The following is a 19,235-nucleotide window of genomic DNA, read 5'->3' as shown; positions in this document are numbered from 1 at the left end:
GCATGCAGGGATCCTTCGCCCCGGGGGCGCTGAACGGCCTGAAGGTGCTGGACCTCACCCGCGTCCTCGCTGGCCCCACCTGCACGCAGATGCTCGGCGACCTCGGCGCCGAGGTGATCAAGATCGAGCGGCCCGGCGCGGGCGACGACACGCGCGGCTTCGCCCCGCCCTATGTGCCGAAGACGACGGAGAGCGCTTATTTCGTCGGCGTGAACCGGAACAAGAAGTCGGTCACGCTGGACATCGCCAAGCCCGAGGGACAGGCGATCGTCCACCGGCTGCTGGCCGAATGCGACATCCTCGTCGAGAATTTCAAGGTCGGCGCCCTCGCCAAATACGGGCTGGGCTGGGACGAGCTGAAGGACAAGTACCCCCGGCTGATCTACTGCTCCATCACCGGCTTCGGGCAGACCGGCCCCTACGCGCCGCGCCCCGGTTATGACGCGCTGATCCAGGCGATGGGCGGCGTCATGTCGCTGACAGGCGAGATCGACGGCGAGCCGCAGAAGGTTGGCGTTCCCGTCGCGGACCTGTTCGCGGGCCTGTACGGCTGCATCGGCGTGCTGGCGGCGGTGAACCATCGCAACGCGACGGGGCAGGGGCAGCGCATCGATATCGGCATGCTCGACACGCATGTCGCCTGGCTGGCGAACCAGGGCATGAACTACCTCGCAACCGGCGAAAATCCGCCGCGCCTGGGCAACCAGCATCCGAACATCGTCCCCTATCAGGTCTTCCCGAGCCAGGACGGCTACATCGTCCTCTCCGTCGGCAACGACCCGACCTTCGAGCGCTTCTGCAGGCTGGTCGGCCGCGAGGAGCTGCTGCGGGACGAGCGTTTCGCGACGAATGCGAAGCGGGTGGAGAACCGCCAACTCGTCACCGACACGCTCACCCCGGTCATGCGCACGCGCAGCACGAAGGAATGGGTTGCGGCACTCGAGGCGGCGAAGATCGGCTGCGGGCCGATCAACACGCTGAAGGACGTGTTCGAGGACCCGCATGTGAGGGCGCGCGAGGTGATCGTGGAGATGGAGCATGCGAGCGGCGAGACCGTGCAGGTCATCGCCAATCCCGTGCGCCTTTCGGCGACGCCGCCGAGTTATCGCAGCGCGGCCCCTGTCCTCGGCCAGCATACCGAGGAAGTGCTGGGACGCCTCGGCCTGAGCGCCGAGGAAGTGGCCAGGCTGCGCGAGAGCGGCATTGCCTGAGCGTTCGTTAGTCGAGCGTCCCCGGCCCGGTGCCTTCCGTTGCCGTGTCGGCCCCTTCCAGGCCAGCCTTCGCTGGGTGGAATGGGGGCCGGCGGATGGCATGCCGGTGGTCTGCGTCCATGGGCTGACGCGCAACGGCCGGGATTTCGACGCCCTGGCCCTGCGCCTCGCCGCGCGGGGCCGGCGCGTCATCTGCCCGGATGTCTTCGGGCGCGGCTTCAGCGACTGGCTGCCGGACGGCAAGCTCTATGCCGTCCCCACCTATGCACTCGCCTTCCAGCAGTTCGTGGCGCAGCTCCCCAAGCCGTATGACTGGGTCGGCACCTCCATGGGCGGGCTCATCGGCATGGGGGTGGGCGCCATGCCGGGTGTCGCACCGCGACGCATGGTGCTGAACGATATCGGCCCCTTCCTGCCCGGCCGTGCCCTGCAGCGCATCGCCGCCTATCTTTCCCTCCGGCATGATTTCGCGACGACCGAAGAGGTGGAGACGCATCTCCGCCTGGTTCACGCGGGCTTTGGCGACCTGCCGGACGCGGCCTGGCGCCACATGGCCGAAACCAGCGCGCGGCGCACCCCGGAAGGCCGCCTGACCCTGCACTACGATCCGGCGATCGCCGAACCGATGATGAGCACCGCCATCACCGACATCGACCTCTGGCCGGTCTGGGAGACGCTGCGCCAGCCCATTCTCGTGCTGCGCGGTGCGGAAAGCGATCTGTTGGACGAAACGACCGCGGCGGCCATGGCGGCCCGCCCCGGGACGCGGCTCGTCACCATTACCGGCTGCGGCCATGCGCCGGGCCTGATCGACCCCGCCCAGACTGCCGCCCTCGCGGATTTCCTCGGGCCCGAGCATCCGGCAACCGCCACGGGGGCGTGACGTTCCAGCCGGCAGCGCCCGACCGGCGCGGTTGGAGATGCCCGTCATGACCCCCGTTTCGCGCCGCAGCGCGCTCATGCTACCCCTCGGCCTCGCCGCCCTGACCACGGCCTGCGCGCAGCAGGACCCCCGCATGGCAATGCCCGCCGATCCGTCGGGTCGCGCCGATCCGGAGCAGCGCGCGCTTCTCGAGACCCTGGCCCGCCTGAACCCGCGCCCGATCGAGGCGCTTAGCGCCGCCGAGGCGCGCCGCCAGCCCTCCTATTCCGATGCGGTGAAGGCGCGCGCGCTGGAACTGGCGAACACCAACCCGGGCCGCGTGATCGGCAGCCAGGAAGACATCACCATCAGCACGCTGCCGACGCCGCTGCGTGCGCGGCTGTACCGCCCCATTCCCGCGCATAACCGTCCGCTGCCGCTGATCGTCTACTTCCATGGCGGCGGCTGGGTGATCTCGGATATCGACACCTACGACGCGTCGGCGCGCGCCATCTGCCGGCTCAGCGAGGCGATGGTCCTTTCCGTGCACTACCGCCAGGGCCCGGAGTTCCGCTTCCCCACCGCGCATGACGACGCCAACGTTGCCTATGCCTGGGCCGTGCGGAACGCCGCCTCCCTCGGCGCCGACGCCACCCGCGTCGCCCTGGCCGGCGAGAGCGCGGGCGGCAACCTCGCCCTCAACGCCGCCACCTACGCGCGCGACAACCGCGTGCCGGCGCCGATCGCCATCGCGGCCATCTATCCCGTGGCGGGCGTCGATCTCGACACACCGTCCTATCGCGAGTTCGCGAACGCGAAGCCGCTGAACAGGCCGATGATCGAGTGGTTCGTGCGGAACTACACCCGCGGCCCGCAGGACCTGCAGGACCCCCGGCTGGACCTGATCGGCAAGGCCAACCTGGCGGGGCTGCCGCCCGTGGTGCTGGTGAATGCCGAGATCGACCCGCTGGCCAGCGACGGCACGCGGCTGGCCGACAAGCTGCGCGCCAATGGCGTGGTGGTGCAGCACACCGTCTATCCCGGCGTCACCCACGAGTTCTTCGGCGCGGATGCGGTGCTCTCCAAGGCGCGCCAGGCGCAGGAATTCGTGGGCGCCGAGATGCGCCGGTTCTTCGAGGCGCCCGTGCCGGTTCCGCCTTCCGCCCCGCGCGGCCGCGTTCCGATGCGCCGCCCGGCCATGTGAGACGGCGGTTCCGAGTGGCCGCTTCCGGCATGTTGCCGGGGAGCTCTCGTTCTCGTCTGCCGGTCTATCCCGGGGAGAGGAAGAAGGAATTCTTCCTTTCCCGGACCCCTCACCATCATCTTCTTTTCCGAGTTTGGAATCGCTCGACTGACGGTGCGCCTGAGGTCTGCGACCTCAAGCGACTGCAAACGCAGGAAGGGCACCCTCAACAGGAGACCCCTTCGATCATCGTATCCACGGCAGTCAGACGGGGTTCCAAGGGCCTCAGGCCCTTGGCGGGCGAGGGCGGAGCCCTCCGCCTGCATTCCTTCGTTCAGCCAGCGCGCATCCGGCGCGCCGCGTCCACAGCGAAATAGGTCAGCACGCCATCCGCGCCCGCGCGGCGGAAGGCCATGAGGCTTTCCAGCATCGCGCGCTCGCGGTCGATCCAGCCGTTCCGCGCCGCGGCCTCGATCATCGCGTATTCGCCGCTCACCTGATAGGCGAAGGTGGGCACGCGGAATTCGTCCTTCACGCGCCGGATGATGTCGAGATAGGGCATCCCCGGCTTGACCATCACCATGTCGGCGCCCTCGGCCAGGTCCGCCGCCACCTCGCGGATCGCCTCGTCGGAATTGGCGGGGTTCATCTGATAGGTCTTCTTGTCGCCCTTCAGTGCGCTGCCCGAGCCCACAGCGTCGCGGAACGGGCCGTAGAAGGCGGAGGCGTATTTGGCGGAGTAGGACATGATCCGCGTGTGGATCAGCCCCTTCGCATCCAGCGCCGCGCGGATGGCGCCCACGCGCCCATCCATCATGTCCGAGGGGGCGATGATGCCGATGCCGGCCTCGGCCTGCACCACGGCCTGCGCGACCAGCACCTCCAGCGATTCGTCGTTGTGCACGTAGCCGTCGCGGATCACGCCGTCATGGCCGTGGTCGGTATAGGGGTCGAGCGCGACATCGCCGACGAGCGCGAGCTGGGGGAAGTCGCGCGTCAGCTGCCGTGCCGCGCGGCACATCAGGTTCTCGGGGTTCTTCGCCTCGGTGCCCTCGGCGTTCTTCTTCTCCGCCGGCGTCGCGGGGAAAAGGGCGATGGCCGGGATGCCCAGCTCCGCCGCGGGGCCGACATGCTCGGAAAGGCGGTCGAGCGAGACCCGCCGGACGCCCGGCATGGAGGCCACCTCCTGGTTCTGCCCTTCGCCCTCCACCAGGAAGATCGGCCAGATCAGGTCGTCCACCGAAAGCCGGTTCTCGGCGACCAGGCGGCGGGTGGCGTCGTCCAGGCGGTTGCGGCGGGGGCGGGAGATCGGGAAGGGCGGGTGGCTCATGCGGGGGTTTTCGCGCCAATGCGTGGGCCCGCCAAGCCGAAACCGGGGCGGGGGAGGGACGCTGCACCGGAATGAAGCGCCTTGCCCCGCTCGCCCTGCTCGCCGCCGCCCCCGTCATGACGGCCGAGCCTGTCAGCATCCCTGGGCCCGGCGGGCAGCCCTTGCGGGGGCTTCTGGTTCGCCCGGCATCCGGGCTTCCCGGCATTCCCGTGGTGGCCCTGCATGGTTGCGGCGGGCTGGGCGGGCCGGGGATGCCGCTATCGCTGCCTGCGCGGGAGGCCGATTGGGCAGCGAGGCTCGCGGCCCTGGGCCATCCCGTCCTCTTCCCCGACAGCTTCGGCAGCCGCGGCGTCACCCAGGTCTGCTCCGGCGGGGAGAAGGGGATCCTGCCGGAGACGGTCAGGCGCGCCGATGCCCATGCCGCCGCGGCATGGGCATCGGGCCAGGGCTGGGCGGCACCCGGCGGCGCCTTTCTCATTGGTTGGTCCCATGGCGGCAGCACGGCCCTGGCGGCGGCCGGCGCGCCCGTGCCGCCCGGCGTCCTGCGCGGGGCGATCGCCCTCTATCCCGGCTGCGCTCGTCCGGGCCGGGAGCCACCGCCCTGGCGGCCGGCGACGCCGGTGCTGATGCTGCTGGGCGGCGCCGATGACTGGACCCCGCCGGGTCCCTGCCGCCTCGCCGCCGAGCGCACCCGGCCGGCGCCGGTCGAGCTGGTGGAGTATCCGGGCGCGGTGCATGGCTTTGACCAGCCAGGCATGCCGGTTCGCGTGCTTTCCGGCCTGGACATGACGGCGCGCGGCGATGGCACGGCCCGGATGGGCACCGACCCCGCCGCCCGCGTCGACGCGCTGCGGCGGGTGCCAGCCTTCCTCGCTGCCCGCGGAGCGGCGCATGGCGGACCCGCCCCCAAGGAGTAGCGGCGCCGTTCCAACCCAGGCCCCACCCGTGGTAGACGGCCGCGATGACCGCCCCGCTTACCATTGCCGTCGGCGCTGACCATGCCGGTCTCGCCCTCAAGGCCACCCTCCGCCAGGCGCTGGAGGAAGCCGGCCATTCCGTCCTCGACATGGGCACGCATGGCCCGGAGAGCGTCGACTATCCCGATTTCGGCCATGCGGTGGCCGAGGCCGTGAACGCCGGCCGCGCACGCTTCGGCCTGCTCGTCTGCGGCACGGGAATCGGCATCTCCATCGCGGCCAACCGCCTTCCGGGCATCCGTTGCGCCCTGGTGCATGACGTGACAGGCGCGCGCCTTTCGCGCGAGCACAATGATGCCAATGTGATCGCCTTCGGCGCCCGCATGACGGGGCCGGAGCCGGCGCTCGAGGCCCTCGAGGCCTTCCTCGCCACCCCCTATGCCGGCGGCCGCCATGACCGCCGGGTCCTGAAGCTCTCTCCGGACTGGACCCGCACGCCGTGAACGAAAGCTCCCCCGCCGCCAGCGCCGACCGCTTCTTTAACGCCCCGCTCTCGGAGATCGACCCCGAGATCGCCGAGGTCCTCTCCCGCGAGCTGGTGCGACAGCAGGACGGGATCGAGCTGATCGCCTCGGAGAACATCGTCTCCCGCGCCGTGCTGGAGGCCCAGGGCTCCGTCCTGACGAACAAGTACGCCGAGGGCCTGCCGGGCAAGCGCTACTATGGCGGCTGCGAGGTGGTGGACATCGCCGAGAACCTGGCGATCGAGCGCGCCAAGAAGCTTTTCGGCTGCGGCTTCGCGAATGTTCAGCCCCATTCCGGCGCCCAGGCGAATGCGGCGGTTTTCTTCGCCCTGCTACAGCCCGGCGACACCTTCATGGGCCTGGATCTCGCGGCCGGCGGGCACCTCTCCCACGGCTCGCCCGTGAACCTGTCGGGCAAGTGGTTCAAGGTCGCCCCCTACACGGTCCGGCGCGAGGACCAGCGGATCGACATGGACGAGGTCGCGCGCATCGCCCGCGAGTCCCGCCCCAAGCTCATCCTGGCCGGCGGCTCCGCCTATGCCCGCGAGTGGGACTTCCCGCGCTTCCGCGAGATTGCGGACGAGGTGGGCGCCATCTTCATGGTGGATATCGCCCATTTCGCCGGGCTCGTGGCCGGCGGCGCCCATGCCTCGCCCTTCCCCCATGCCCATGTGGTGACCACCACCACCCACAAGACCCTGCGCGGCCCCCGTGGCGGCATGATCCTCACGGATGACGAGGCGCTGGCGAAGAAGCTGAACTCGGCCGTCTTCCCGGGCACCCAGGGCGGGCCGCTCATGCATGTCATCGCCGCCAAGGCCGTGGCCTTCGCCGAGGCGCTGCGCCCCGAGTTCCGCGCCTATGCCCGCGCCGTGGTGGACAACGCCAAGGCCCTGGCCGCCGAGCTGAAGTCCCAGGGGTTCGGCCTCGTCACCGGTGGCACGGACAACCACCTCGTGCTGGTGGACCTGCGCCCGAAGAACCTGACGGGCAAGGCGGCCGAGGCCGCGCTGGGCCGGGCGCATCTGACGGCGAACAAGAACGCCATCCCCTTCGACCCCGAGAAGCCCTTCGTCACCTCCGGCGTCCGCCTGGGCTCCCCCGCCGCCACCTCCCGCGGCTTCGGGACGGCGGAGTTCACCGAGGTCGGGCGGCTGATCGGCCAGGTGCTGGACGGGCTGTCCCGCTCGAACTCGCCCGAGGGCAACGCGGCGGCCGAGAAGGCGGCGGGCGAGGCGGTTCACGCCCTCTGCGCCCGCTTCCCCATCTACCGAAGCTAGGATAGCCCCGCCGGATGCGCTGCCCCTTCTGCCAGTCCGAGGACACGCAGGTGAAGGACAGTCGTCCGGCCGAGGACGGCGCGGCCATCCGCCGCCGCCGCTCCTGCAATGCCTGCGGCGCCCGCTTCACCACCTTCGAGCGGGTGCAGTTGCGCGAGCTGACGGTGGTGAAGAGCGACGGCCGCCGTGTCGCCTTTGACCGTGAGAAGCTGGCCCGCTCCATCCGCGTCGCGCTGCGCAAGCGGCCCGTGGACGAGGAGAAGGTGGAGCGCATCGTCACCGGCATCCAGCGCCGGCTGGAGTCGGAGGGGGCGGAGGAGCTGACCTCCAAGGCCATCGGCCAGCGCGTGATGGAGGTGCTGCGGGAACTGGACCCCGTGGCCTATGTGCGCTTCGCCAGCGTCTACCAGAACTTCCGCGATGCGAAGGACTTCAACGCCTTCCTCGGCTCGCTGGACAACGGCTGACACCGCGAGCAAACCCCCTCCCGTGTCGGATCAAGAGCATATGCGCGCGGCTCTCGCGCTCGCCGCGCGGGGCCTGGGGAGCACCTGGCCGAACCCTTCCGTGGGCTGCGTCATCGTCCGGGACGGGCGGGTGGTCGGGCGCGGGCATACCCGCCCGGGCGGCCGCCCCCATGCGGAAACCGAGGCCCTGCGCGCCGCCGCCGGCCAGACCCGCGGCGCCACGGCCTATGTCACCCTCGAGCCCTGCTGCCATTGGGGCCGCACGCCGCCCTGCACGGATGCGCTGATCGCGGCCGGCGTCGCCCGCGTGGTGGTCGCGCTGCGCGATCCCGATCCGCGCGTCGATGGCGTCGGCCTGCAGCGCCTGCGCGATGCCGGGATCGCGGTGGAGGTCGGGCTGCTCGAGGAGGAGGCGCGGCGGGTGAATGCCGGCTTCGTCAAGCGCCTGGCGCGTGGCCTCCCCATGGTGACGCTCAAGCTCGCCACCACCCTGGACGGCCGCATCGCCACCCGGACCGGCGAAAGCCAGTGGATCACCGGCCCCGAGGCCCGGCGCATGGCGCATGCCCTGCGCGGCTGCCACGACGCGGTGATGGCCGGCAGCGGGACCCTCCTGGCCGATGACCCGGAGCTGACCTGCCGCCTTCCCGGCTATGCCGCCCTTCCCACTGTCCGGGTGATCGCCGATGCGCGGCTCCGCACCCCGCCGGGGGGCCGCCTGTTCAGCAGCGAGGCCCCGGCGTGGATCGCCACCCGGCCCGGCCACGATCCGGCGGCCCGGGCCGCGCTGGAGGGGCGCGGCGCGTCCTTCATCGAGGTGCCGCCCGCGCAGGGCGGCGGCCTGGAGCCCGAGGCGCTGCTGCGGGCCCTGGCGGCGCGGGGGATCACCCGGCTGATGGTGGAGGGCGGGGCCGTGCTCGCGGCCTCGCTGCTCCGGGCCGGGCTGGTGGACCGGCTGGCCTGGTTCGTCGCCCCCTCGCTGATCGGCGGGGACGGGCGTTCCGGCCTGGAATCCCTTGGAGTGGGCGGGCTGGACAGCATGCTCCGGCTGCGGATCACGGGCCGCCGCCTGGCCGGCGAATGCTGGCTGGTGGAGGCCGACCTTCTTCCTGGGCCCACTCCGTCGTCCCGCGCGCCGGGCTGATCCGCGCCGTTTCCCCCTTGTCACAGGGCGCCCCGCGCGCCATCCCCTGCACCGCAACGCCCACCAGACGGAACCATCTCCCGTGTTCACCGGCATCGTCACCGCGATCGGCACGATCCGCCGCCTGACCCCCATCGGGGCCGGGCAGGACATGCGCGTGGCCATCGCCACCCCGCCGGGCTGGTTGGAAGGGGTCGCCATCGGCGCCTCCATCTGCTGCTCCGGCTGCTGCCTGACCGTGGTGGCGCAGGAGGGCGATGTCTTCGAAGTGGAGATCTCCGCCGAAACCCTGTCCCGCACCACGCTGGGCCAGTGGCGGGAGGGGAGCCGGATCAACCTGGAACGCTCGCTCCGGATGGGCGACGAGATGGGCGGCCATGTGGTTTCCGGCCATGTGGACGGGGTGGCCGAGGTGCTCTCGATCACCCCCGAGAACGGTTCCCACCGCTGGGCCTTCCAGCTGCCACCGGGCCTCGCCCGCTTCGTGGCGGAGAAGGGCAGCATCACCATCGACGGTGTTTCCCTCACCGTGAACGCGGTGGAGGGCGCCACCTTCGGGGTGAACCTGATCCCCCACACCACCGAGGTGACCGCGCTGGGTGGCCTGGCCCCCGGGGCGCGGGTGAATATCGAGATCGACATGCTGGCGCGCTACGTCGCCCGCCTTCGGGAGTTCAACGCGTGAGCACCGAAACCCGCATCACCAGCTACGCGGACTTCATCAGCCCGACGGAGGAGCTGCTGGAGGAGGCCCGGCGCGGCCGCATGTTCATCCTGGTGGATGACGAGGACCGGGAGAACGAGGGCGACCTCGTCATCCCCGCCCAGTTCGCGACACCGGACGCCGTGAACTTCATGGCCCGCCATGCCCGCGGCCTGATCTGCCTCGCCATGACGCGCCAGCGGGTGGAGCAGCTTGGCCTGCCGCTGATGGCGCAGAGCAACGGAACACGGCACCAGACCGCCTTCACCGTCTCCATCGAGGCACGGGACGGCGTGACCACCGGCATCTCCGCCGCCGACCGCGCCCGCACCGTGGCGGTCGCCATCAACCCCGAGATGGGGCGCGAGCATATCGTCACCCCAGGTCATGTCTTCCCGCTGGTGGCGCGGGAGGGCGGCACCCTGGTGCGGGCCGGCCACACCGAGGCGGCGGTGGACTTCGCGCGGCTTGCGGGCCTCAACCCCTCCGGCGTGATCTGCGAGATCATGAACGAGGACGGCTCCATGGCCCGGATGCCGGACCTGGTCTCCTTCGCCCAGCATCACGGCCTCAAGCTCGGCACCATCGCCGACCTGATCGCCCATCGCCGCCGGACGGAGCGGCTGGTGCGCCGGGTCGAGGAAGGCATGCTGGAGGACGCGCCGGGCGGCCCCTGGCGCGTGGTGATCTATGCCAACACGCTGGAATACGGGGAGCATGTGGCGCTGGTGAAGGGCGACCTCTCCCGCCCCGGGCCCATCCCCGTGCGCGTGCATGCCGTGAACCTGCTCTCCGACATCACCGGCCGCCATGGTCCGAAGGACCTGCACCAGGCGATGGAGGAAATCGAGCGCCAGGGCCGCGGCGTTGTGGTCCTGATTCGCGACGTGAAGCCGAGCGCCCTGTCCGAGCGCGTCCGCGCCGGGCGCGAGAAGATGGCGCCGGAGCTGCGCGACTACGGCATCGGCGCCCAGATCCTATCCGACCTCGGCGTGCGGGAGATGATCCTGCTGTCCAACCATCCCCGCCCCGTGGTCGGCCTCGAAGGCTACGGCCTGACCATCACCGATATCCGCCCGATCGGAGACGCCCCTTGAGCACTGCCGACGCCCCCCTCCGCGCCGCCCCGGAGCTGACCGGCCCGCCGCCTCGCGTCCTGGTCATCCAGGCGCCCTATTACGCGGATGTGGTGGGCGGCATGGTGGATGGCGCGCTCGCGGTCCTCGCCGGGATCGGCGGGGAGTCGGAGGTGGTGGACGTTGCCGGCGCCTTCGAGCTTCCGGCCGCGCTGCGCATGGCGATCCGCACGCAGAAGTATGACGGCTATCTCGTCTTCGGCTGCGTTGTGAAGGGCGAAACGGACCACTACGACCACATCTGCCGGGAGGCCTGCCGGGGCGTGATGGACATCTCCGTCGAGACCGCCGCGCCCATCGGCTTCGGCCTTCTCACCGTCCACAGTATCCAGCAGGCCATCGCCCGCTCCTCGCCCGACCGCCACAACAAGGGCGTCGAGGCGGCCAATGCCATGATCGGCCAGATTGCTCTGGCCCGACGCTTCGCGGAGACCACCGGATGAGCCAGGCCCCGAAGCGCAACCCGCGTCCGAATGCCGGGCGCCCCCGGACCGGCGCCCGCGTGGCCGCCGTCCAGGCGCTGTTCCAGTCCGAGGCGGGCGGGGAGAGCGCGGAAACGGTGATCGACCAGTTCGTGCGCCACCGGATCGGGACGCTGGGGAGCGATGCGGGCTTCGAGGATGGTCGCGTTCCCCAGGCCGACGTGCCCCTGTTCAGCAAGATCGTGCGTGCCGCCGCCAAGGATGCGGAGACGATCGACGCGGCGATTTCCGGACATCTTTCGGGCACCTGGACGCTGGACCGGCTGGACCCCGTGCTGCGGGCCCTGCTGCGCGCCGCCGCCACCGAGTTCTGGGGCAGCGCGGATACCCCGGCCCGGGTGGTGATCAACGAGTACATGGACATCGCCCATGGCTTCTTCGACGGCGAGGAGCCGCGCTTCGCCAATGGCGTTCTCGACGCCCTGGCGCGGCAGATGCGCGGGGACGAGTTCCAGCCCAAGCCCTGAACCCGGGAGCCGCGCCGGTGAGCCTGCCCCCGGAATTTGCCCTCGTCGCCCGCCATTTCCGCGGGCTGGCGGGGGAGGGGGCGCTTGGCCTCTCCGATGATGCGGCCCTACTGTCGCCGCCCGCCGGGCGGGAACTGGTCCTGGCCGCCGATGCTATGGTCGAGGGCGTCCACTACCTGCCGGATGACCCGCCGGAGACGATCGGCCGCAAGCTGCTGCGGGTGAACTTGTCCGACCTCGCCGCCATGGGGGCGGAGCCGCTCGCCTATCTCATGACCACGGCCCTGCCGCGCGGCACCCCGCCGGCCTGGCTGGAGGGCTTCGCCGCCGGCCTCGCCGCCGACCAGCGCGAATTCGGCCTGCATGTGCTGGGCGGCGACACGGTCTCCACCCCGGGCCCGGCCTGCCTTTCCCTGACCATCATCGGCACGGTGCCGCCCGGCACGGCGCTGCGCCGTGGGGGCGCCCGTCCGGGCGACGATCTCTGGGTATCCGGCACCATCGGGGACGGGGCGCTGGGGCTTGCCGTGCTGCAGGGCCGGGTCCCGGCCGATGCCGACGGGCACCTGGCCCGCCGCTACCGCCTCCCCGAGCCGCGGCTGGGGCTGGGGCGCGCCCTGCGGGGCCTCGCCCATGCCGCCATGGATGTCTCGGACGGGCTGGCCCAGGACCTCGGCCATCTGTGCCGCGCCGCTGGCCTCGGCGCCGTGCTGGAACTCGCCCGCGTCCCGCTTTCCCCGGCCGCCGCCGCACGGGTGGCAGAGGAGCCGGGCTGGCTGCCTCGCCTCGCCACCGGGGGAGATGATTACGAGCTGCTTTTCGCGGCCAGCTCCGCCGATTCCGCCCGCATCGAGGCCGCCGCCCGCGCGGCGGGCACATCGGCCACGCGGATCGGGCAGTTCACGGAGGGCCCGCCAGAGGTCAGGGTGCTCGGGCCGGACGAGGGGGCGATGACCCTCCCGCAGGGGGGATGGAGTCACTTCTGATGTCAGCGACCACGGCGGATCTGGCCACCGATACCGCGATGCGCCGCAACGTCCGGCTGCTCTTCTTCTGCCAGGCGCTGATGAACTCGGCCGTGGTCGGGCAGGCCACCATGGGGGCGCTGATCGGCTACAGCCTGGCCGAGAACAAGTCCCTCGCCACCCTGCCGATGGCGCTGCAGATGCTCGCCACCATGGGGGCCTCCATCCCAGCGGGCTTCGTCTTCGCCCGGCTGGGGCGCCGGCCGGGCTTCCTTCTCGGGGCCATGGGCAGCTTCCTCGGCAGCCTTACCTTCGCCTATGGCGTCTGGCAGGGCAGCTTCCTCATCTACTGCCTCGGCGCCATCCCGGCCGGGCTCGGCTTCGGGATTGCCCAGCACTACCGCTTCGCGGCCGCCGAGCTGGCCACCCCGGCCTATCGGCCCCGTGCCATCGCGCTGGTGATGGCCGGCGGCGTGATGGCCGCGGCACTCGGGCCGGAATTGGTGAAGCACAGCAAGGACCTGCTGCCGCCCTTCCTCTTCCTCGGCACCTATCTGTTCCTGGCGCTGATGCCGCTGATCTGCATGGCGCTGCTCTCGATCGCCGTGCTGCCGCCGGCGCCGCCCCGGGCCGCGGTGAACACGCCGGTGATGGAGATCGTCGCCCGTCCGGCCTTCCTGACCGCCGCGCTGACGGCCGCCGTGGCCTATGGCGTGATGAACCTGCTGATGACCTCGACGCCGCTGGAGATGATGCTCTGCGGCTTCGGCGTCTCGGCCAGCGCCACGGTCATCCAGGCCCATGCGGTGTCCATGTTCGCCCCGGGCTTCTTCACCGGGCGGCTGATCGCCCGCTTCGGGGCGCGGCCCGTGATCCTGGCCGGGGTCCTGCTGAACGCCGCCTGCGTGGGGCTGGCCCTTCTGGGGAAGGAGTTCATGCACTTCACCGTCGCGCTGGTGGCGCTGGGGCTGGGCTGGAACTTCATGTTCACTGGCGCGACGACGCTGCTGGCCGAGGCGCATAGCGCCGCCGAGCGGGTGCGCGCCCAAACGGCCAACGACTTCATCGTCTTCGGCACGGTGGCCTGCACCGCCTTCGGCTCTGGCCTGCTGCATGCCACCAGTGGATGGTACATGCTGAACCTCATGGTCCTGCCAGCCCTGGTCTTCGCGCTCTGGCGGGTGACCCGGCCGCCCGCGCCGGCGGCCTGAGGAGGGGAGCGCAACAAAAAGGCCCGGGACTCTGTCCCGGGCCTTTTTGTTGAGATCCGCGCAGGGATCAGGGGGAGGGCGCGGCGACGCCCGGGGTGGCTGCCTGCGTCGGGGTGGGGCCGAAGCGGCCAATATTGCCGAACAGGGCCTGGAGGACCGAGCGCTCGTTGCCCGGCACGGGCGTGGTGCGGTCCACCATGGCCACGTTCCGCATGTCGGCCTCGCCCTTCTGCTCAATGCCCTCCACCACGCCCCGGTCGTTGAAGCGGACCACCACGACGCGCTGGTTGTCCACGCCCGGCAGCTGGCCCGGGCGCGTATGGGTGGTGGCGCTGATATAGTACCACTCGCGCTGGTCGAAGGTGGCGGTGGCGCTGGGCGAGCCGAGCAGCGCGGAGACATCCGCGCGGCTGGATACGCCGGGGGTGAGCTCCTTTAAGAGCTCGGGGTCGGCCCGGTTCCCACGCGGTTCCTCGGGCGCGCCGAACAGGGCGCAGCCTCCGAGGGGTACGGAGAGCAGGGTCACGGCCACCAGCGCGGCGCGCCAGCGGGCCGCCGGGCGGGAAGCGAGTGGATTGACGGGTGCGGTCATGGGGGCCATCTCGCGAGTTCGATTGCCACCGCCCCGCCGCCCGGTCAACAGAGTGCCGCGGCCGGATGGAGCCACGCCCGCCAGCCTTGCCCCTGGCGTGAAATGGAACAGGGAGCCCATGGCCCTTTTCGGCCTTCTCCGCCGCCGCACGCATGAGCGGGCCGGCTTTGCCCTCTACACCGCCGCGGTGCAGGCGGCCCGCGACCCCGGCCTGTTCGGGGAGGACGGCGTGCCGGACACGCTGGAGGGCCGTTTCGACCTGATCGCCCTCCATGCGGCGCTGCTGGTGCGCCGCCTGCACCGGGACCCGGACCCGCGGGGCCCCGCCCTGGCCCAGGCCGTGTTCGACGCCATGTTCGCCGACATGGACATCAACCTGCGCGAGATGGGCGTGGGCGACATGTCCATCGGCAAGCGCGTGCGGGTCATGTGGGAGGCCTTCCACGGCCGGGCGCTGGCCTATGAGGCGGCGCTGGAGGCCGGGGACGAGGCGGCGCTCGAGGCGGCGCTGGCGCGCAACGTGTGGGGCGGCGAGCCGCCAGCGGGGGCGGCCCGCCGCCTGGCCGGCCATGCCATGGCGCTGAACGCCGCCCTGGCGGGCCAGCCCTTCGAGGGCTTCGTCGCCGGGCAGGCCGATTTCCGTGCAACCCCTGTCGGAGCCGGCGCATGAAGCGTGAGTTCAGCCGCAGCATCCGCCCGGCCATCATCGGGACGGAAGGGCGGAAGGAGTATCTCGAGGCCAGGCCGGAGGAGCGTGCCGCCCTGGCCGCCCGGCTGGGCCTGCTGGGCCTGGACGCGCTCTCGGCCGAGCTGGAGCTCGCTCCGGCGCCTGGGGGCGCTCTGCGCGCCCGGGGGCGCCTGCGGGCGAAGCTGGTGCAGCCCTGCGTCGTCACCCTGGATCCCGTGCCCCAGGAGGTGGACGAGCCTCTGGACTGGCGGATCCTTCCCCCGGGGGAGGAACCCGGCGAGGAAATGGACGAGGGGCCTGACGAGATCGAGTCCGAGCCCGACGGCACGGTGGATCTGGGGGAGGCTCTGGCCCAGAGCCTTTCCCTCGCGCTCGACCCTTATCCCCGGGCGCCTGACGCCCAACTTCCCGAGGAAGCGAAGGACGAGGCGTCCTCGCCCTTCGCCGCCCTGCGCGTGCTGAAGGGCAGCCCCCCGGCCTAGCCAGGCGCCGTAACCCTTGCTCCGCCCGGTCACGGGTGGTAAGGCGCGCGCCTCCCGAGAATCCCGTCCGTTCGCGTGACGCGTTGCATATAGAAAGGCCCGGCACCGATGGCCGTTCCGAAGAAGAAGGTTTCGCCCTCCCGCCGCGGCATGCGCCGTAGCCATGAGGCGCTGTCGCGCGAGGCGCATGCCGAGTGCCCGAACTGCGGCGAGCTGCGCCGCCCGCACAACATCTGCGTCTCCTGCGGCTTCTATGACGGCCGCGAGGTCGTGGCGGCCGGCAAGCCGCTGAAGGCCGCCGTTCGCGCCTGATCGCGCTGTCCTCGCCCGTCCATAGCTGAGGAGCGCCGGAATTGGCCGCATCCGGGGCCGCCGGGTCTATGTCTGCTGGGCCGGCGGAGCGCTTCGCGCTCGCGGTGGATGCCATGGGGGGCGACCACGCCCCCGATGCCGTTCTGGACGGGCTGGAGCAGGCCGCGGAGCGTCACAAGGGCGCCCGCTTCCTGCTGGTGGGGGATGAGGCGCGCCTAAAGGCGGGCCTCGCCACCCGCCCGCGCGCGGCCGCGCTCTGCACCATCCGCCACACGCCCGACTACATCCCCGGTGACATGAAGCCGACGGCCGCGCTGCGCGTCCGCCGCGCGTCCATGCGGCTGGCGATCGATGCGGTGGCGGCCGGCGAGGCCGAGGGCGTGGTTTCGGCCGGGAATACGGGCGCGCTGATGGCGCTCGCCAAGATCGTGCTCCGCACCATGCCCGAGATCGACCGCCCGGCCCTGGCTGCCATCGGTCCCTCGGCGCGGGGCGATGTGGTGCTGCTCGATCTCGGCGCGAACATCTCCTACGAGGCGCGCAACCTCGTGGAATTCGCGGTGATGGGCGATGCCTTCGCCCGCGCCGTGCTCGGCCTGACCGCGCCCACCATCGGGCTGCTCAATGTCGGCTCCGAGGAGCTGAAGGGCGACGAGCGCATCCGCCAAGCGGCCGAGATCCTGCGCGACAGCCATGTGGGCGCGCATTTCCATGGCTTCGTGGAAGGGCACGACATCACCGCCGGAACGGTGGACGTGGTCGTGACCGACGGCTTCACGGGCAATGTCGCGCTGAAGACGGGGGAGGGGGCGCTGAAACTCGTCGGCAGCCTTCTGCGCCAAGTCTTCAACTCCTCCATCCCCGCGCGGCTCGGCTATCTTCTCGCGCGGCCCGCGCTGGACCGACTGCGGCAATGGATGGACCCGCGGCGCTACAACGGCGCCGTGCTGATCGGATTGAACGGTGTGGTGGTGAAGAGCCATGGCGGGACCGACGCCCTTGGCTTCGCCCATGCCGTTGACGTGGCGATGGACATGGTGACGCACGGCTTCAACGATCGCATCCGCACCGGCGTCGCCCTGCTGGGCCAGAGGTCGGCCCCGCAGCAGGCCGTGGCCGGCTGATGGTCCGCTCCGTCATCGCCGGCACGGGCGGCTACCTGCCCGCGCGCAGCCTCACCAATGATGAGCTCGCCGCCGAGTTCAACCTGGACACATCCGACGCCTGGATCAGCGAGCGGACGGGCATCCGCCGCCGCCACATTGCGGCGCCCGGCGAATCGACCGCCGACATGGCCGCCGCCGCCGCGCGTGAGGCGCTGGCCCAGGCCGGGGCAGATGCTTCCGAGGTGGATGCCATCATCCTGGCCACGGCGACGCCCGATTCGGCCTTCCCCTCCACCGCCACCCGCGTGCAGGAGAAGCTGGGGATCCATAAGGGCTTCTCCTTCGACATCTCCGCCGCCTGCACCGGCTTCGTCTATGCGCTCGGCGTGGCCGACGCGATGATCCGCGCCGGGCAGTGCCGCAGCGCGCTGGTCATCGGCGCCGAGGCCTTCACCCGAATCCTGGACTGGACCGATCGCGGCACCTGCGTGCTGTTCGGGGACGGCGCCGGCGCCGTGCTCCTGCGCGCGACCGAGGAGGAAGGGCCAGCCTCCCGCGCGATCCTCTCCACGCACCTGCACTCCGATGGCCGCCACGGCGACATCCTTCAGGTCGAGGGCGGGCTCGTCCGCATGGCGGGGCGGGAGGTCTTCCGGCACGCCGTCTCGAAGCTCGCCTCGGCCGTGGACGAGGCGCTGGCCGCCAACGGGCTCGACAAGTCCGATGTGCAATGGCTGGTTCCGCACCAGGCGAATCTGCGGATCATCGACGCCATGGGCCGAAAGCTCGGCCTTCCGTCGGAGCGCGTGGTGGTGACGGTGGACCGTCACGCCAACACCTCCGCCGCTTCCATCCCGCTGGCCCTGGCGGAGGCGCGGCGCGACGGCCGCATCCAGCCCGGCGACCTGGTGCTGATGGAAGCCATCGGTGGTGGCCTGACCTGGGGCGCGGCGCTCGCGCGCTTCTAGGGCCACTCCAGCCCGCCTGAGGACCTGCCACTAGGCGGGTGGACGCGGCCCGGCTTGTGCCCGGAGCCGCGCGTGCGTGTTCCGCCCGCTGCGACTCACCACGACATTTCGGCAACACTGCGTGCGGGAGTCCACACTCGGCCCGCCGAGTCGATTGACGCCACCCCGTCCCCGGCGGTCCAATCCCCCCATCGGCGAGAGGGGGCATGGCCGCGTGAACACCATCACCCGCGCTCAGTTGGCTGAGGCGATCTACATGCAGGTCGGCCTCTCCCGGAACGAGAGTGCGGCCCTGCTGGAGGATGTGCTGAACCGCATCTCCTCCACGCTCGAAAGCGGGGAGGCGGTGAAGCTCTCGGCCTTCGGCACCTTCTCCGTGCGGCAGAAGGCCCAGCGGATCGGGCGCAACCCCAAGACGGGCGTGGAGGTGCCGATCACCCCGCGCCGCGTCCTCTCCTTCCGCGCCAGCCAGGTGCTGAAGGCCCGGATCAACGGCGAGACGCCGCCCCGGTCCGAGGACTAGCGAGGACTGAGCAGGAGCGCGATGACCGGCATGAGCGTGCTTGGCGACATCACACCCACTCCGCCCGAGGCCCTGTCCGAGGGCGGTGGCCCGGAGGCGGCGACTCGCCGCAAGTCCCCGAACGCCTTCCGCACCATCAGCGAGGTGGCTGAGGACCTGCACATCCCGCAGCACGTGCTGCGCTTCTGGGAGACGAAGTTCCCCCAGCTGAAGCCGCTGAAGCGGGGTGGTGGGCGCCGCTACTACCGGCCGGAGGACATCACCCTCCTCCGCCGCATCGGCGACCTGCTCTACACCCAGGGCTACACCATCAAGGGCGTCCAGCGCCTGCTGCGCGAGGGCGGGCTGGAAGGTGTGGAGGCCGCGAGCGAGGCCGACGAGGCGCCGATGCCCGAGCTGCCGCCCGAGGGCTCCGAACTCCGGGCCTGCCTGGACGAGCTGGACCTGATCGCCGCGGCCCTCAAGGCTCTCTCGGCGCCGCGCTGAAGGGAAGGGCGGAAAAGCCGCCCTTGCGGGGTTGAGGCCCCGGCAGGCCGGTGCTAGACCCCGCCGCGTCGGAGCGTAGCGCAGCCTGGTAGCGCATCAGTCTGGGGGACTGGGGGTCGTGGGTTCGAATCCCGCCGCTCCGACCATTCATCTCACGATGCCTGTCCTGCCCCGTGTCTCCCGGTTTGAAGGGTGG

The 19,235-nt window shown here is 71.2% G+C and carries 23 protein-coding genes and 1 tRNA gene; 22 read left to right on the top strand and 2 right to left on the bottom strand.

What is annotated here, in order from left to right; genetic code table 11:
• The first annotated feature begins 2 nt into the window (after positions 1–2).
• From BUB97_RS11730 to BUB97_RS11720, 3 genes are read left to right on the top strand one after another with little or no spacing between them, the layout of a single operon-like run.
• A complete protein-coding gene (locus tag BUB97_RS11730; protein WP_073134909.1) occupies positions 3–1,211 on the top strand; it encodes a CaiB/BaiF CoA transferase family protein in 1,209 nt (402 codons plus the stop codon).
• Entirely contained in the window at positions 1,204–2,094 is an 891-nt protein-coding gene (locus tag BUB97_RS11725) for an alpha/beta fold hydrolase (protein WP_073134908.1), read from the top strand. The genes BUB97_RS11730 and BUB97_RS11725 overlap by 8 nt, the downstream gene beginning before the upstream one ends.
• A gap of 46 nt (positions 2,095–2,140) precedes the next feature.
• On the top strand, positions 2,141–3,277 hold the full coding sequence (locus BUB97_RS11720) for an alpha/beta hydrolase (protein WP_073134907.1): 1,137 nt from the start codon (positions 2,141–2,143) through the stop codon (positions 3,275–3,277).
• Positions 3,278–3,590: 313 nt separating this feature from the next.
• On the opposite strand, the gene hemB is transcribed toward BUB97_RS11720, so the two are convergent.
• Positions 3,591–4,586 carry a porphobilinogen synthase gene (hemB, locus tag BUB97_RS11715; RefSeq protein WP_073134905.1) on the bottom strand — a complete coding sequence of 332 codons (996 nt, stop codon included), beginning with the start codon at positions 4,584–4,586 and terminating at the stop codon, positions 3,591–3,593.
• 71 nt (positions 4,587–4,657) lie between these two features.
• Here hemB and BUB97_RS11710 point away from each other — a divergent pair, with 71 nt between their 5' ends.
• From BUB97_RS11710 to BUB97_RS11660, 11 genes are all read left to right on the top strand, one after another.
• Positions 4,658–5,503, top strand: coding sequence for a dienelactone hydrolase family protein (locus tag BUB97_RS11710; RefSeq protein WP_073134903.1), 846 nt, complete (start codon positions 4,658–4,660; stop codon positions 5,501–5,503).
• Positions 5,504–5,547: 44 nt separating this feature from the next.
• Positions 5,548–6,006 carry a ribose 5-phosphate isomerase B gene (rpiB, locus tag BUB97_RS11705; protein ID WP_073134902.1) on the top strand — a complete coding sequence of 153 codons (459 nt, stop codon included), beginning with the start codon at positions 5,548–5,550 and terminating at the stop codon, positions 6,004–6,006.
• Positions 6,003–7,307, top strand: coding sequence for a serine hydroxymethyltransferase (glyA, locus tag BUB97_RS11700; protein WP_073134901.1), 1,305 nt, complete (start codon positions 6,003–6,005; stop codon positions 7,305–7,307). The genes rpiB and glyA overlap by 4 nt, the downstream gene beginning before the upstream one ends.
• A gap of 14 nt (positions 7,308–7,321) precedes the next feature.
• The gene (gene nrdR, locus BUB97_RS11695) at positions 7,322–7,774 is read left to right on the top strand and encodes a transcriptional regulator NrdR (protein WP_073134900.1); all 453 of its coding nucleotides are present in this window, start codon (positions 7,322–7,324) and stop codon (positions 7,772–7,774) included.
• Positions 7,775–7,814: 40 nt separating this feature from the next.
• Positions 7,815–8,918, top strand: coding sequence for a bifunctional diaminohydroxyphosphoribosylaminopyrimidine deaminase/5-amino-6-(5-phosphoribosylamino)uracil reductase RibD (gene ribD, locus BUB97_RS11690; protein WP_073134898.1), 1,104 nt, complete (start codon positions 7,815–7,817; stop codon positions 8,916–8,918).
• Between the two features lie 82 nt (positions 8,919–9,000).
• Positions 9,001–9,603, top strand: a complete 603-nt coding sequence (locus BUB97_RS11685) for a riboflavin synthase (RefSeq protein WP_073134896.1) — start codon at positions 9,001–9,003, stop codon at positions 9,601–9,603.
• Positions 9,600–10,718 carry a 3,4-dihydroxy-2-butanone-4-phosphate synthase gene (ribB, locus tag BUB97_RS11680; RefSeq protein WP_086062127.1) on the top strand — a complete coding sequence of 373 codons (1,119 nt, stop codon included), beginning with the start codon at positions 9,600–9,602 and terminating at the stop codon, positions 10,716–10,718. The genes BUB97_RS11685 and ribB overlap by 4 nt, the downstream gene beginning before the upstream one ends.
• Entirely contained in the window at positions 10,715–11,200 is a 486-nt protein-coding gene (ribH, locus tag BUB97_RS11675) for a 6,7-dimethyl-8-ribityllumazine synthase (RefSeq protein ID WP_073134895.1), read from the top strand. The genes ribB and ribH overlap by 4 nt, the downstream gene beginning before the upstream one ends.
• Positions 11,197–11,706, top strand: coding sequence for a transcription antitermination factor NusB (nusB, locus tag BUB97_RS11670; protein WP_073134893.1), 510 nt, complete (start codon positions 11,197–11,199; stop codon positions 11,704–11,706). The genes ribH and nusB overlap by 4 nt, the downstream gene beginning before the upstream one ends.
• Before the next feature lie 17 nt (positions 11,707–11,723).
• Positions 11,724–12,692, top strand: a complete 969-nt coding sequence (gene thiL / locus BUB97_RS11665) for a thiamine-phosphate kinase (RefSeq protein ID WP_175562620.1) — start codon at positions 11,724–11,726, stop codon at positions 12,690–12,692.
• Complete coding sequence (locus BUB97_RS11660; protein ID WP_073134892.1) at positions 12,692–13,882, top strand: MFS transporter; 1,191 nt, start codon at positions 12,692–12,694, stop codon at positions 13,880–13,882. Before thiL ends, BUB97_RS11660 begins: the two co-directional genes overlap by 1 nt.
• 67 nt (positions 13,883–13,949) lie before the next feature.
• On the opposite strand, the gene BUB97_RS11655 is transcribed toward BUB97_RS11660, so the two are convergent.
• Complete coding sequence (locus BUB97_RS11655) at positions 13,950–14,474, bottom strand: outer membrane protein assembly factor BamE (RefSeq protein ID WP_086062147.1); 525 nt, start codon at positions 14,472–14,474, stop codon at positions 13,950–13,952.
• A gap of 118 nt (positions 14,475–14,592) precedes the next feature.
• On the opposite strand from BUB97_RS11655, the gene BUB97_RS11650 reads away from it, so the two are divergent.
• The 8 genes from BUB97_RS11650 to BUB97_RS11615 all read left to right on the top strand — a co-directional run bounded on the left by BUB97_RS11650 (position 14,593) and on the right by BUB97_RS11615 (position 19,185).
• Positions 14,593–15,144 (top strand): ubiquinol-cytochrome C chaperone family protein, encoded by a 552-nt coding sequence (locus BUB97_RS11650; RefSeq protein ID WP_073134889.1) that lies wholly within the window; start codon positions 14,593–14,595, stop codon positions 15,142–15,144.
• Positions 15,141–15,644 (top strand): YceD family protein, encoded by a 504-nt coding sequence (locus tag BUB97_RS11645; protein ID WP_073134888.1) that lies wholly within the window; start codon positions 15,141–15,143, stop codon positions 15,642–15,644. The genes BUB97_RS11650 and BUB97_RS11645 overlap by 4 nt, the downstream gene beginning before the upstream one ends.
• A gap of 108 nt (positions 15,645–15,752) precedes the next feature.
• The gene (gene rpmF / locus BUB97_RS11640) at positions 15,753–15,956 is read left to right on the top strand and encodes a 50S ribosomal protein L32 (RefSeq protein ID WP_073134887.1); all 204 of its coding nucleotides are present in this window, start codon (positions 15,753–15,755) and stop codon (positions 15,954–15,956) included.
• A 68-nt stretch (positions 15,957–16,024) separates the two neighbouring features.
• Positions 16,025–17,080 carry a phosphate acyltransferase PlsX gene (gene plsX / locus BUB97_RS11635; protein WP_073134885.1) on the top strand — a complete coding sequence of 352 codons (1,056 nt, stop codon included), beginning with the start codon at positions 16,025–16,027 and terminating at the stop codon, positions 17,078–17,080.
• A complete protein-coding gene (locus tag BUB97_RS11630; protein ID WP_073134884.1) occupies positions 17,080–18,030 on the top strand; it encodes a beta-ketoacyl-ACP synthase III in 951 nt (316 codons plus the stop codon). The genes plsX and BUB97_RS11630 overlap by 1 nt, the downstream gene beginning before the upstream one ends.
• Before the next feature lie 214 nt (positions 18,031–18,244).
• The gene (locus BUB97_RS11625) at positions 18,245–18,553 is read left to right on the top strand and encodes an integration host factor subunit alpha (protein WP_073134882.1); all 309 of its coding nucleotides are present in this window, start codon (positions 18,245–18,247) and stop codon (positions 18,551–18,553) included.
• Between the two features lie 21 nt (positions 18,554–18,574).
• A complete protein-coding gene (locus tag BUB97_RS11620) occupies positions 18,575–19,039 on the top strand; it encodes a MerR family transcriptional regulator (protein ID WP_408906132.1) in 465 nt (154 codons plus the stop codon).
• A 69-nt stretch (positions 19,040–19,108) separates the two neighbouring features.
• Positions 19,109–19,185, top strand: a tRNA-Pro gene (locus BUB97_RS11615).
• Positions 19,186–19,235 lie beyond the last annotated feature (50 nt).

It is taken from the genome of Muricoccus roseus (genome assembly GCF_900141905.1).
In the GTDB taxonomy this organism is placed as follows: Bacteria; Pseudomonadota; Alphaproteobacteria; order Acetobacterales; family Acetobacteraceae; genus Roseomonas; species Roseomonas rosea.
Note: the sequence above shows the minus strand (reverse complement) of the source record. Positions and strands in the feature narration are given on the sequence as shown.

Bases quoted from the DNA above. Each gene is read 5' to 3' on its own strand.
- BUB97_RS11645 (WP_073134888.1), top strand. From the start codon at position 15,141: ATGAAGCGTGAGTTCAGCCGCAGCATCCGCCCGGCCATCATCGGGACG.
- BUB97_RS11730 (WP_073134909.1), top strand. From the start codon at position 3: ATGCAGGGATCCTTCGCCCCGGGGGCGCTGAACGGCCTGAAGGTGCTG.
- BUB97_RS11655 (WP_086062147.1), bottom strand. From the start codon at position 14,474: ATGACCGCACCCGTCAATCCACTCGCTTCCCGCCCGGCGGCCCGCTGG.
- BUB97_RS11710 (WP_073134903.1), top strand. From the start codon at position 4,658: ATGAAGCGCCTTGCCCCGCTCGCCCTGCTCGCCGCCGCCCCCGTCATG.
- plsX (WP_073134885.1), top strand. From the start codon at position 16,025: ATGTCTGCTGGGCCGGCGGAGCGCTTCGCGCTCGCGGTGGATGCCATG.
- BUB97_RS11660 (WP_073134892.1), top strand. From the start codon at position 12,692: ATGTCAGCGACCACGGCGGATCTGGCCACCGATACCGCGATGCGCCGC.
- nrdR (WP_073134900.1), top strand. From the start codon at position 7,322: ATGCGCTGCCCCTTCTGCCAGTCCGAGGACACGCAGGTGAAGGACAGT.
- hemB (WP_073134905.1), bottom strand. From the start codon at position 4,586: ATGAGCCACCCGCCCTTCCCGATCTCCCGCCCCCGCCGCAACCGCCTG.
- BUB97_RS11650 (WP_073134889.1), top strand. From the start codon at position 14,593: ATGGCCCTTTTCGGCCTTCTCCGCCGCCGCACGCATGAGCGGGCCGGC.
- BUB97_RS11720 (WP_073134907.1), top strand. From the start codon at position 2,141: ATGACCCCCGTTTCGCGCCGCAGCGCGCTCATGCTACCCCTCGGCCTC.
- BUB97_RS11630 (WP_073134884.1), top strand. From the start codon at position 17,080: ATGGTCCGCTCCGTCATCGCCGGCACGGGCGGCTACCTGCCCGCGCGC.
- rpmF (WP_073134887.1), top strand. From the start codon at position 15,753: ATGGCCGTTCCGAAGAAGAAGGTTTCGCCCTCCCGCCGCGGCATGCGC.
- ribD (WP_073134898.1), top strand. From the start codon at position 7,815: ATGCGCGCGGCTCTCGCGCTCGCCGCGCGGGGCCTGGGGAGCACCTGG.
- BUB97_RS11620 (WP_408906132.1), top strand. From the start codon at position 18,575: ATGACCGGCATGAGCGTGCTTGGCGACATCACACCCACTCCGCCCGAG.
- rpiB (WP_073134902.1), top strand. From the start codon at position 5,548: ATGACCGCCCCGCTTACCATTGCCGTCGGCGCTGACCATGCCGGTCTC.
- nusB (WP_073134893.1), top strand. From the start codon at position 11,197: ATGAGCCAGGCCCCGAAGCGCAACCCGCGTCCGAATGCCGGGCGCCCC.